The organism is Bacteroides sp. L008 (assembly GCF_040812255.1).
In the GTDB taxonomy this organism is placed as follows: Bacteria; Bacteroidota; Bacteroidia; order Bacteroidales; family Bacteroidaceae; genus Bacteroides; species Bacteroides vicugnae.
In genome coordinates this window covers 3878378-3891004 of the sequence record NZ_JBFNXO010000001.1, presented here as the reverse complement: position 1 = coordinate 3891004, position 12627 = coordinate 3878378, and the positions used below count along the sequence as shown (strand labels likewise).

The following is a 12627-nucleotide window of genomic DNA, read 5'->3' as shown; positions in this document are numbered from 1 at the left end:
CTCGGTGATTATAGCGATTTTTGTTTGTAATTCTTTGTGTTTTGACACTATGAAGTTATAATAGAGCTTTCTAATTGCCAAATTTACAGATAATTACAATCCATTAAACTCACGTTAAGTTAGGAGAATTTCCTAGTAACATATGGATAGGAACCGTTTAACATATAGGAAGACAACGTTTGACATACCATCAAACCGTAATCTCTGGCTGACATTGGGTCAGTATGATGCACTGGTCGAGTACCAAGAGGTGGCCAGTAGATATTATCTTGGTACTTTCGATGCCAAGAAAGAGTCTTTCGATGCCTTTCTTAGCCGCACTTCTACTGCTACTAGGGTGAGGTTAAATAGCATAAGTCTTGCGAACTTCAGGAAGAAACAATATCAGGGTTATCTTGTGTTCCCGAATGCGAGTTTCGATGATTTCATTACAGATTTCGTTGATGATGTGAGGTTCTTAATAGACCCTACTTTTGCATTAAGCAAAATAGATGGTTCAAAGTTTGATAAGCTTTTGGACGCACTTTTGCAAAATGGGATTATCCTTTCGATTGAGAAGTTTAAGAAAGACCTGTATGACTATTACAGGTTGTTGCGTAATGATGTGGCTCATTGCTTGAATCAAGACTACAAGAAAGAATACAAAGCTCTAGATAAGAAAGCCATTGCTGCTTTTTACACGACTCTCAACGAACCAAAGGAAAAATCACAGTTGTCGTTTGACGACTTTATTCTATGCACAGCAAATATTAAAAATATTGCAGACCTTTTGACTGTTAGCCTATTGCCTCACATTGATTGGGAGCAGTTAGTGCTTAGTAACAAGGATAAACTGATTCCACGATATGTAAGGTTCCTTCGCGAAGGTAGGACAAAAAGACTTTATACCTATGTGTTAAACTGTGTGAGGATTCTTTATGGATATACTCTTGATGAATTGACGATAAACAATATAATTGACTCATTAGAATAGTGGTAGTTCATCCCCCTTCAGGATAGGCACAGGATCGTGGCTATGCTGAAGGGGAAGGCAGAAGTTCGAATCTTCTATGAGTCACTTACAGCTCGATTAATGGAAGAACCTATAGTTAACAATACATTGGATCTTGAAGATAATCTGGTAACGGCGCAGCAGGATATTTTCTCATATTATCGGCGTCTGAGAAGTAATCTTTTCTCAGACACGGAGGTCGTGTACGAGACTAAGCTCACTCCTGAACTTTTTGACCTGAAATTGCAACAGCTCTCGCAGGATAAGAAACAGTCGGAGTTTGAGAACTTTGTTTTAGTGCTGGCAGCACGACTAGTGACACCCAACATAAAACCGCAGGCCGGTCCCGATGGTGGAGGCGATGGTAAGGTGGATGGTGAGACATATCCTGTCGACAAGGCAATATCTGACAGATGGTGGGTGTCTGAAGGCAGTACTGGCGACCATAAATGGGCGATAGCCATCAGTGTACAGAAGAGCTGGAAGAGTAAGATAGAGGGTGATGTCAAGAAAGCTGTAGAGACAGGTCGTGGCTATACGAAGGTGATATTCTTCTCTAATCAGAAAATCAAGTCAAGTAAACGTCAAGAGGTCGAGGATGAACTATCGAAACAATACGGTGTGACCGTGAGTATCTTCGATGGTAAGTGGTGTTCGTTTGCTGTGTTTGAACAAGGCTGTTATGATGTTGCCACTGAGAAACTGAACTTTTCTGAAGAATATAGGAGAAAGATTGTCAAAGAAGGATCCAACGATAAGCGCAGGAAAGAAGAACTGGAGAAGTTAGAGAATGACTTGCTGTCACGGCAAGTGGAAAGCCTCGATACAGACTATGTTGATGACTTGCTCCAGTCCTGTCTACTAAGTAGAGGACTGGAACGCCCTCGGATGGAGACGGAAGGTCGCTTCAACCGTGCGCTGCGAGAAGCAGAAGCACACGGTTCTTCCGTGCAACGATTCAATATAACGTATAATCATGCTTGGACATCGTTTTTCTGGTTTCACGATGTGAATGCAATGTATGCAGATTATCTGAAGCTAAAGGAGTATGCTAATATGCATACAACTGTGCATACGATAGAGCTGATGACCAATATCCTCACCAATTTGGAAAATGCGGCAAGAGTAGGTTTGTTTGATTCCGAAAGGTTCAGGAAGGAAGTACAAGATCTAAAGACAATAAAGGAGCGCAAAGATTTGTCGCGGGCGAGCCGTCTGTTCCTCGAACTCTTCTTTTCAGAGCATCGGTTGCTCCAAATGGTACACTGTGCACAAGACCCGACGCCAGAGTTAAAGAAACTGGCAGAACTAATAGAGACAAGTGCCAACTATCCAGACATCAGTTTTGATGCTCAGACAACCATCGTTGAGATGATTGGACGCGTGATAGATGACAACGAGGACTATGAGAAACTTATTGATAAAATTTCGAGAATTTCGTCTCTGCGTAAGTCTGAGGTTGAGGGTGCCATAATACATTTCAATCGTGCACAGACCTTGATAGACAAGCAGCAATACAAGCCTGTGGTGAAGCATTTGGGGCACTGCGTACAGGCATTCCTGAAAGAAGGCTATGAGACCGAACTGGTGAAAACATACGGCTATATGGGCATAGCTTTTTATAATCTTGAACTGCCTTACAGTGCAAAGGCATATTTGGTAAAGGCTGCGTCGATACTTGTCAAGGAGTTCTTCACGAAGGGGACTATCAGCCATCTGTTGATTACCGTGCTATGGAAATTGTGCGAAATAGAGCTGATGACAGGCCGACTTGTGATGTATCTCAACTGGCGAGAGCTGTTGTTTGTCATTGCCCATAATGGTCAAGAAATAGAGAGTAAAGAATTTGTTGAAAAAGATGTATTGTTCGATGGAGGCTGGGCTTGCCATTTTGCAACAGTAGATCTCACGAGAGAAACTATTTCCATTTTGCCAGACATTTTTGCACGTTGTGACATGCCCATTTCAGAAAACTATCTAAAATATGCATTAGGATACCAAGAGTCTGTAGATGAGAAGTTCGTAAATCTTTTCACTGATGATTGGGGCAAATTGTTCAGACAGCAACCTATACACAAGCAGTTCCTTAACCCTCTGAATATAGCAGAAGAAGGTCAGACCACTATCAGTACACTGGCAAAGGGTTGTCGATTCACTGTCAGGTATGAGAACTCAGTCAGAAGTCAACTGGTGGCAGAGACATTTTTGGCAACTGTTGAAACACTGCTTGCCACTTTTGACACGCTGGAACTTGTGGTGATGAGTCCGGAAATTCAAGTGGAAATTGTCCCAACTGATGAACAATCAGAACTGGAAAGAGGAGAAAACGGAACCCAATATGTATTTAAAGTGAACTACGACACTCTTGATGGAGAAACGTATTGGCACTGTTTTGCTTTCTTTATGGCATATTTTATGTCGCTTAACACAGTATCGAGCGAAGATGTAAAAGATTTGGTAGCCCAGCGACACGAGAAAGAAAAAATCATGGACAGAATTATTGCCTTGCTAGAGTTGAACAACGCGGTTTATAATGTACTTGGCGATAAGTTCAAGTATTCAATCCGTCAATGGGAAAACGCAAATGACAAGACCTATGTATGTAAGGCAGATACAAAGGGAGAAACGTTGGCAGATCAGAACCTACATACAGATCAGCGGAGCGTACAAACATTCAGTATCTCCAGCACTATGGAATGGTGGGAAAAGGCTGGATGGACGGGGGTGTGCTTCATGTACGACCGATGGTTCGCGACACCACCTATAGTAGGCCTGACTTTCAAGAACTTGGAGGCAGGCAAAAGAATCATCCATGAATGGAAAGAAAAAATAGCAAAAGGCGAATCAAGTGTAGAACTGCATCTGATAAGAGGCATTGACAAGCAGCATCCCTCATGGTATAGAGCATGTGTGGCACCAGAGATACCCTTGAACCATATCACGGAGGGGCAATATATAGTTGTAATGTGCCGGAAGCACACAATGACTCCAAACGATACGTCGAATCTTGATAACTTTGAACGGGTATATTCTCGGTTTGGCAATTGCCAGCTTGTGGCAGTAGCAATTGACGACCAGATGCATGTAAATATGAACATCGATTTTAGCGAGGCCATCGAACTTAAAAAGGTTATCATTACCGATGCATGGAAAGTTTCTGCTCATGAACCAACGAGAAATGCATTGGAGTGGGACGATGACCCTATCATTCCTGAGTCAGAGAGCACCACTGCCCCCGTCATTGAATTAATTAAGAACTTGCGTGAAGTTCATGATAAGATGGAGAAAAGAAATTTAAAAACCGTTTAAGAATTAATTCTCTGAAAATAGACAAACATGTAACTATTCTCTAAGTAATGCGTGACACAGTTCATTTTACACTACCACAGTCTGCTACATCGCACTTGATGCTTCATGTGACACAATACGCAACCAGCCCCAATACCACTGTATAAACGAACAAAAATATCACCAAAACTTTCATCCAAAAGTCAGAGAACCAAATGCCTTTATTCCGTCTGAGGATTTTGCGCATATTGGACTCATGTTCCGTTAGCATCCTCATCTGTTCGGAACGGTGATTCTCCAACACGACCTTCCATGTCTCGATAGCTTTGTCTATGAGTTGTTGAAGCTGGGCAAGGCATTCGGATTCTATCGTTGCCTTGAACTGTGTGTTTCGTTCTGTTTTTACAATCGCATTGCAAATGCCGTTGATGATATTGTCGGAACTACCAATAGCAGCCTTTAATACGACCGCAGCATCATTCTCTGTTTTGATAGCCTCCTGAAGTTCCTGATGGATTTTCAGTAATACCTCTTTTGCTTCGCGAACTTTTGCAAGTTGCTTGTCGACATCCTGCTTCTCTGCTTCTATTTCTTGGCTGATTTCAGCCATCTTAAACATATCATCAAAGTTTATTGATGAAGTGATTTTTGATTTTCCTATACCCATATTTTAAGATAAAAGGTGAATTATCTATGAAGTCCTTTCCTGCGCTTGCACATACTATTTGCCATTCTCGCACATCGGCGTGCCCATTTAAGGTCATCCTCGTCCTTGTCTCTTCCCCAACTACCTGTATCAGAACCGCCTCCTCCGCTTGAAACCGCCATGCTTGTGGCTGCATCCAAATATCCTGCAAAGAGTAATAGAGCTGTGTGTTGTATCTCCTCAATCTTTGCTAACGGATGGGCTTCCTCCAAAGAACAATCTTGCCGGATGATATCCTCCGAAGCTTTAGGTATATCCACACGGTAACAGTGATATTCGTCTGTCGCTATATTGTAATGCCTCATGACAGGCTGCGATACAGGAATAGTGTCTGTTGCCTGTGTTTGTCGGGAAACAAGTTTAATCGACTCGGATTTTCCTTCTTGCGGATGCAGTTTTGCCCAAGTAGTTTCTATCCTTGATGGAGTAAGATTTCGCCTGATACCCAATACGGATGATTTATAAGTGGAGTTGCCCCGCTTGATGGAATATCCGTAAACACCGCCACCGTCTTTTTCTTGTAGGTGTACTTTGTAGCCTCGCTTCACCAGTTCCGTTTTATACTGTTTCCAACTGAATTTACCCATTGTGCGAAGTGTCTTCATGCAACAGTCAGAGATTTCCTGTTTGTGGCGTATGCTGATTTCTTCTGACTGTACCCAGCCCCGTCTTTGGTTGATGATATTCGCAGCCATGACTGCCCTCTCACCAATCTTATGGCTATCGTTGATTTTGCCGTCCATGTCCACACGATTGGCATCAATGTGCAGATGAAGAATGCCGCTTTTGGAATCACGATGTAGGGCAGCTATGTATTGCGAACCTTTGAGATTGGTCTGCTTTGAGGAAGCCCGTTTGGTCTTTTGGGAAAGGTCTATGGAATCGAATACCCGGATGAACTCTTCTGCCAAATGCACCCAGTCGTTCATCGTCCAGTTCTGGCTCTCTTCTTCGGATGGGGAAATTTCAATTCTTATCACATTTCTGCCAAGAGGTCTTCCCTTGTTGATTTTCTCGGCAAACATCTTCTGTACGAGCATCATTCGCCCATACATTGCTTCCGGTGAAATATCATCGGGCAAAAGGTTGGCTTTGACAATATCCGCCTTGTCCTTATTGACAGAGTATCGTATGGCATTTGCGCCATGTGATATGGTACTGGCTTTTGCTATCATAACAGGTAAGGAAATTTATTCGGTAAGATAATTCTCTATCTGGTTCCAACGGTTGATAAGTTGTGTGGCCGCTATCATCCATTGTTCCACAAACCGGGTATCGCTGAAATACATTGCCCGTCTATCCGCTTGAATGGATTTCACGGCTGCTGCAACACGAATAAGGTCACCCCTTGCATCCGTCAGACTGCACAAGGCTTCCACCTCACGCTCAGACAGCCGTTGCCGTGGGTGCTGTCCCAAAGCGGTACGCCGCACGTAGTCGCTCATAGACAAACCGCAGGTCTTGGCAAGTTCTTTCGCTTGGGCATATTCCTGTTTTGTCACCCTAGCTTCAAGCCGCAGGGTACGCTTTGTAACTTTTTTGCCGTTTTCTTCATCTACTTCTTTATTGGTATTCTTTTTCCTCTTCATACTCTATTATGCTATGGGTGAAACATCAATCTAAAAAAAAGGACAGCACGGTGGGAGCTTGCGACTGCCGGAATACGCCTATGTGGTACGAATAAGCAAAGCGAATTTGTGCGACATAGGAACTTCTTGCAATACTACATACAACTGTTTCGGGTACACTGTCTCTCTGCTAGTGGTTATGTCGGACTATTCTCTGAAATATCCTTGTCGGATTCTTCCTCTGCCACAAGCTGTGGAGAAACCGAAACAAGAGGGAAAGAGGAAGAGGGTGAAAGCAATTCTCCATCGTCTGATATAACAGGCGATTTGCCTACGAAGGACAAATCTGTATCAGAAACGCAGACCTTCTCCATCGTGTTCGTTTGCCGACCATCTTTTGAGTTGAGGAAGTTTTCCTCCATACAACTATCCGAATCCTTCTGTGGAGTCATTGGCAAAACGGGTACGGTATCATCGGACATTGCGTAAGCATTCTTTCCTTTTTCCTGTCGGCCTTTCAGCCGGACATAAAAAGGGTTGTCTATTCGATTACCATCCAGCATCCAGGCCGATATACATTTCAGCGTGTGAACGCTCGTTCGGTTGCTTTGTGTGGATGCGACAATTCCCAACCGGTTCATCTTGTCAAGCACACGGGATATGGTTTTCTTGTCATAGCCCAGTTTGCTGGACAAATTCACTTCCGAAAGGATGGCTTGCCCCACTTGCAGGGTTGTGGAGAACCCCTTTATGGCATATTCGGTTTTTTCCAGCACTGCCGCTTCAACGAGCCGGTGCAGAATCTTCATACGGTCAATGCCGTACTTGCTTCCTGCCAGATATGCAAGTTGCTCTGACGAAAGCACTATACAATAATTCAAGTTTGTTTTCATCGTCTGTAAAATTTGAGATGGATTATAATTGGTGCAGCCAAAAGAAAAAGTCAGCGGTGCATGCCGCATCCTCTCTCCGGCAAATAATACTCCTTGTCGTATGCAATACGGTCAAGTACGGCTTGCAGTCTGTTCAACTGCTGGCTGTCAAGCACACGAATGGCAGCAATGGTGATCTTCTGTGAAGCGATACGGCGGTGTTCACAGTTTCTTTCCGATATACTGCCGTCCCCATCAGCATGAACGCTCCGCAAGTAGTCGTTCACGGCTTCGGTCTGTTCTTTGCTCGGATATGCGGCAGAGCAAAGGTCTTGAATATACTCTACCATGTGGCTAACCGCATTTGCCAGCAGTGACTCACGTTCTTGTAGTTGTTTGATAAGTTCTTCCTTTTTCATGTTTTCAATTATTTTGTCCCATGTCCCAAGCATATTCTGTAACTTTCTCTTTTCTCTGCTTTTTGTTTTTATTCTTTTTTCAAGGGAAATAGGGACAAAGGGACAGAAGTTTTTTCTTTTCCTTTATTTTAAAATTAGAATGGCAAATCCGGTTCACTGGGCAATGCCGTGGTGAAACTTTCGCTTGGCGTACCTACCCTCACCCACGGATGCTTCGCCCGCCCTGTCTTGTCACAATAGGCAGGATGCAGCCCCTTGACCTTCTCTTGTTCACTCCGTTTCCAATTAGGAATCATGGACATCAGACGGTTGATGTATTGCGAAGTGTATTTGGACGGATTTCGCCTGACCAAGTCATTGGGCAGTTCCTCTATAATTTGCCGGGCACAAACCATGTTGAGTGAGTTCATTGTGGAATTTGGCTCTGAGTATGCTCCTTTCTGATAAGCCAGTCGTGTCGGAATCATCCAGCTTGCATACTGCATGGGAACTTCACGCTCCAGATACATTTCGATATCTTCCATAATGGGGTCAACGAGGATGTTGGAATGTTGCATTTGTATTTCATTGGCCTCGGTTTCCATGTCCGGTGACAAGTAGAGCTTCATTCCTTGCCGATAATATGAGTATGCTTCCGCCCAGAGTTGAGGAACGGAATGTCGCAAACAATCTAACCAATCCGATACATGTCCATTACCTTTGACCGGGATTATCCACCAACGGCGGTTTCCGTTGTCTCCTTGCAGGAAGTTTGTCTCATTAGTCGTAGCCGCAAAAACATTGTGCCGCATAAATTCCACCACTTTATGCCCGTATGCAGGACGCATATAGTCACTGCAACGGCTCAGAAATGCCTTGGCTGCCTCTGCGTCATTCGCACGTTTCAAACCGTTCAACTCACTGATTTCAATAATCCAGCCATTGGTTATGGTTTCTACTTTCTCCTTATCGCCACTGGCGAAAGAGAACGAATCATTGAACCATTTTCCGCCGATGGTCTTGAAAAAAGTACTTTTCCCGATACCCTGCGGACCAGGTAAAGTCAGTACGTTATCAAACTTACAACCGGGACAGAACACTCTGGCTACAGCCGCTACGAACCATAGTTTTGTCTGTTCCTTGACAAGTGGCGTGTCTTCCGCTCCCAAATAATCAATGATGGTTGTGGCTATACGAGGCCGTCCGTCCCATGTTTCTTGCGTGATGAATTCCTGCACAGGATTGAAACTTCGTTCGGAAGAAGTGGTTTTCAGTATCTCAAAAACCTTATTCTGTGTCAGGCGCAATCTATATATCCTTTCCAGATAGTCTTGTATCTTTCCTGCTGATTCTTCATCAATTTTGTTGCCATTAACATTACGAAACAAAGGGCAAAAGCATACGTCATCTTGACAGAATGTATCGTACCTTATCTGACTGAGATTCTCATCCAATGTGAAAATAAGTCGGAGGTTTGCGATAGAACGAACAGGATTCCCGTAGCTATCTGTTGCCAAGTCTTTTTTCCAGTTATCATCCATACCATCATTCTTTAATGTGGATCCCACCTGATTCCTTTGCCAAAGACAGCGCAAGGTCTGCGTCCACCACAATCTTTCGCCCTATTTGTGTGATAGCCTTGTCTATGATGCCGCTCTTCTTAATACGGTTGGCCGTAGGTACACTGCACCCGAACACGCGGGCGATACCCTCTATACCATAGTAATTACCTTTGGGTGCCACTTGGGGAGTGACCACTCCTGTATTCTCCACACTCTTGGTGATGAGAAAACAAAGCTCCTCGCCAGTCATCATGGCGATGGGCTTTTGAAGTAGTTGAGTAAAATTGTGTTTTTCTTCCATGCCTTTACTTGTTTGATTGTTAAATACTTTAAGCCTCGGTTCAACTCTGTGAAACTGATTTCGCAAGCAAAGGTATTGTATGAAACTCAACATATCGGTCGGTTTATTTACACTTTAATTTTACCAACCGTTTTTCAACAGGTGTTTGCAGAAAAAAACACGGATAGCTGGATTTCCCAACTACCCGTTCTTGAGAAAATAGTCCGTCCATCGGTCTATTATTCGTTTAGCTTTGGTATAACTGTTTCCCCTCTGAGGCGAGTTCAATGACATATCCTTGATTTCACCATACCGTTTCTGTGGTATGTCGTGTCCGTAATGTCGTTGAGAGAATTGTTCAATGGCACGGTGGAACGTCATGTATCTTGTAGATGCTTTTATTCTGCCTACCTTTACCAATGCTTTCAACAGGTAGGCAAGGCTTATGTCTTCTGTGTTTTCTTCAAGGAACAAGCGGATGCCTTGCTTGGTGTGTTCCTTATCCCCCATAAGGACATCATCCAATGATTGTGTAACCTTTCTATTCCCCCGTTTGCCTTTTACTTTCCGCAAGGCAAACATCACTTCTTTCCAGATTTCTGAATTACAGGCTTCTGCCGTATCTTCCCACCCGGCTTTGTTTTCAGTCCCTATTTCGATGCTTTGAGTTACAAGAGTAGCAACACATGATTTTATTAGAACCATGTCGCCATGATCAACTTCTTCGCTGTTTAATAGACGGTCAAGTAATTTGGCCATACGTGAAAGGCCGTGGTCAAATATCACGAAATAGTACATGCAATAAGCCAATGTCTCCCTTTTCTCTATCACATAATCATACAAGTTAGCCATAAACTCACCAACAAACACGGCATGGGACAGGAAAATGATTTGGGAGATGTACGTCAGGAACTGGTACATCATCTTTCTTTCCAGCTTGCTCAATAGATAACATCCTTTGCTGTTTTTCATAAGTGCATCCAACTGTCCAGTCAAATAGACTCTTATTTCCTGTGGCAGATGATTCCAAATTTCAATCGGTGTTTCGGAACGAACCATCAGTAATTCCGATTTTGGGGATGTGAGTAGCTCTACCGTACCTGTTTTTACATTGATACCCATCCACAGCCGTTTGTTGGTGATACATTGTGCTATAATGTCTGTGTATTTGCCAGCCCATTGTTGATTGGTCATATTCTGTACATCTTGACCATTCATGAAATCAGAGAGCCAGTTATACAGCATTAGTGCTTCTGGTGGAGTGCAATTCCGCATCATCTGGTACATATCCATCAAAACGGATAATTTACCTTTGCCTACATCATCTATGCGTTTACAGAAATTGGCATACAACTCTTCATTGGCTGATTTCCAAGTACGAATAGCCATATCAGTGCAATCCTTTCTTTGCAAATAGTCTTTTATTTTCTCTATGAAATTTATCATCCTCAAAGTCGTATTATGTTCGTGTAAACAACTTGGTTAATTCTTCAGTGGACATACTCGCCAGTTTCTCCAATAACAAATCTCTTTCTGAGGTCTTTGCCAAATTCAACAGTTTCGAGTTGTTCTTCATCTGAATCTCAAGAGGGTAATGCTCAATGTAGATTTGTGTGATGGCATGGTCAGAAGACGAATGCCCCATGCTTTCAGAGATATAATCCATATCTACTCCGGCATTATGCAGATTAGTAGCAAACGAGTGTCGGCACCATGTGCCAGACGGACAGATGGACTTGTCCCATTGCAGAGCTTCATGGCATATTCTGATGATACGGTCTTTTACATTTGAGTTTTCCTGCATGGTGTATTTGCGGCGTAGCTCTTCTGTTTCCGCACCTTTTAATATATTGGGGAATACCACACCGCCACGAGTCGGAGGTGCTGCTACTTCATCTAAAACATATTGTAAAGGAGGGATAATGGGAACTATTACCTCAGAACCGTCAGCACTTCTTCGGGAAGTTTTCTTTCGGTTGAAGCGGAAAGCCTTGCCATCTGTCTGATAATAATAGTTGTCGTAAGTCAATCGACCTGCATCAGCCATGTTGAAGCCATTGCACAGGTATTGGGCAAGAAACAATCCCAATGAGTAGTGGGCACGTTGAGTATATTCTTCCGACCAATGTTCAGGATATTTCTTTGAGACAAAAAGATTATAGAGTTCCGTCATCTGACTGACATTCAAGAAACTTTGTTTGCGCTTCGCACTCTTGGGAATACTCACAAGCCCTTTCTCTTTCTTGTTAGAGAAAGGATAAGGAACATCTTTAAGGAAGCCTTCGTGTACGCACCGATTCCATACAGCACGGCAACAACGTAGATAGATTCCTGCTGTAGTATCGCTGATTTTACCTACAATTGCGCCATTCTCATCTTTTACTCCATTGTGCATCCCCTCTTTCCATTTCTGAATTTCTGCGGCACTGATACAAAATCCTTTGATTGTATTTGTCCCAAGTATCTTCTTGAATGATTTGAGCGCACACTCGTAGCTTTCAGCTGTAGTAAAACGTGCTCCGCCATCATCAGTTTTGAAACCTTTGATGACTTGCTCCCATATACTGATAAACGATTGTGACATGGTTATTTCCTTTTCTGATAGTGCCACATCCTCACCCATAATACGTTGGCGCACCATCTCAAATGTTAGGATACCTCCTTTGTTCAGGTTACTCAAAACTTCTTTGTATTTGGGAACAAAGGTGTCTTTCCATTCTTTTTGAAGTTTGTAGTTCTCACTCTTGTATTTAGTCGCATTGCAGATGTCTGAGAACTTTTTCTCAGTATAAGAGCTTCCTACCGTAAAATAAAAGAATTTGCGGTCTATCGTGAAGCGAAGAGATAGTGGAAACTCATACGCATTTTTTCTGCGAGTACGTGAATCCAACACGATAGAAACAGAGCAATTCCGCTCTTTGAAAAGAGGCAGGGACTTTGTCAATTTTTCCATTGCATTCAT

General features: G+C 43.1%; 11 protein-coding genes and 1 tRNA gene. 3 read left to right on the top strand and 9 right to left on the bottom strand.

The genetic code is table 11. The annotated features are described in order from the left end of the window. Window positions 1-142: 142 nt before the first annotated feature. The 3 genes from AB3G73_RS15490 to AB3G73_RS15480 all read left to right on the top strand — a co-directional run bounded on the left by AB3G73_RS15490 (window position 143) and on the right by AB3G73_RS15480 (window position 4300). Window positions 143-973 (top strand): hypothetical protein, encoded by an 831-nt coding sequence (locus tag AB3G73_RS15490; protein WP_220400003.1) that lies wholly within the window; start codon window positions 143-145, stop codon window positions 971-973. Further along, a tRNA-OTHER gene (locus AB3G73_RS15485) sits at window positions 959-1057 on the top strand. The genes AB3G73_RS15490 and AB3G73_RS15485 overlap by 15 nt, the downstream gene beginning before the upstream one ends. Before the next feature lie 15 nt (window positions 1058-1072). Beyond that, window positions 1073-4300, top strand: coding sequence for a hypothetical protein (locus tag AB3G73_RS15480; protein WP_367745200.1), 3228 nt, complete (start codon window positions 1073-1075; stop codon window positions 4298-4300). 103 nt (window positions 4301-4403) lie between these two features. On the opposite strand, the gene AB3G73_RS15475 is transcribed toward AB3G73_RS15480, so the two are convergent. The 9 genes from AB3G73_RS15475 to AB3G73_RS15435 all read right to left on the bottom strand — a co-directional run bounded on the left by AB3G73_RS15475 (window position 4404) and on the right by AB3G73_RS15435 (window position 12618). Further along, entirely contained in the window at window positions 4404-4946 is a 543-nt protein-coding gene (locus tag AB3G73_RS15475; protein WP_287681043.1) for a hypothetical protein, read from the bottom strand. Window positions 4947-4966: 20 nt separating this feature from the next. Next, entirely contained in the window at window positions 4967-6160 is a 1194-nt protein-coding gene (locus AB3G73_RS15470) for a relaxase/mobilization nuclease domain-containing protein (RefSeq protein ID WP_287681041.1), read from the bottom strand. Window positions 6161-6175: 15 nt separating this feature from the next. After that, window positions 6176-6574, bottom strand: coding sequence for a hypothetical protein (locus tag AB3G73_RS15465; protein ID WP_118437085.1), 399 nt, complete (start codon window positions 6572-6574; stop codon window positions 6176-6178). 176 nt (window positions 6575-6750) lie between these two features. Beyond that, window positions 6751-7446, bottom strand: a complete 696-nt coding sequence (locus AB3G73_RS15460; RefSeq protein ID WP_270590434.1) for a hypothetical protein — start codon at window positions 7444-7446, stop codon at window positions 6751-6753. Between the two features lie 50 nt (window positions 7447-7496). After that, complete coding sequence (locus AB3G73_RS15455) at window positions 7497-7844, bottom strand: hypothetical protein (protein ID WP_118437215.1); 348 nt, start codon at window positions 7842-7844, stop codon at window positions 7497-7499. A gap of 134 nt (window positions 7845-7978) precedes the next feature. After that, window positions 7979-9364 (bottom strand): virulence-associated E family protein, encoded by a 1386-nt coding sequence (locus tag AB3G73_RS15450; RefSeq protein ID WP_181990807.1) that lies wholly within the window; start codon window positions 9362-9364, stop codon window positions 7979-7981. 4 nt (window positions 9365-9368) lie between these two features. Continuing rightward, complete coding sequence (locus tag AB3G73_RS15445) at window positions 9369-9686, bottom strand: DUF3853 family protein (protein WP_118437217.1); 318 nt, start codon at window positions 9684-9686, stop codon at window positions 9369-9371. A 180-nt stretch (window positions 9687-9866) separates the two neighbouring features. Then, entirely contained in the window at window positions 9867-11111 is a 1245-nt protein-coding gene (locus AB3G73_RS15440; RefSeq protein WP_118437091.1) for a DUF6043 family protein, read from the bottom strand. Between the two features lie 13 nt (window positions 11112-11124). Further along, window positions 11125-12618 (bottom strand): tyrosine-type recombinase/integrase, encoded by a 1494-nt coding sequence (locus AB3G73_RS15435; RefSeq protein WP_367745198.1) that lies wholly within the window; start codon window positions 12616-12618, stop codon window positions 11125-11127. Window positions 12619-12627 lie beyond the last annotated feature (9 nt).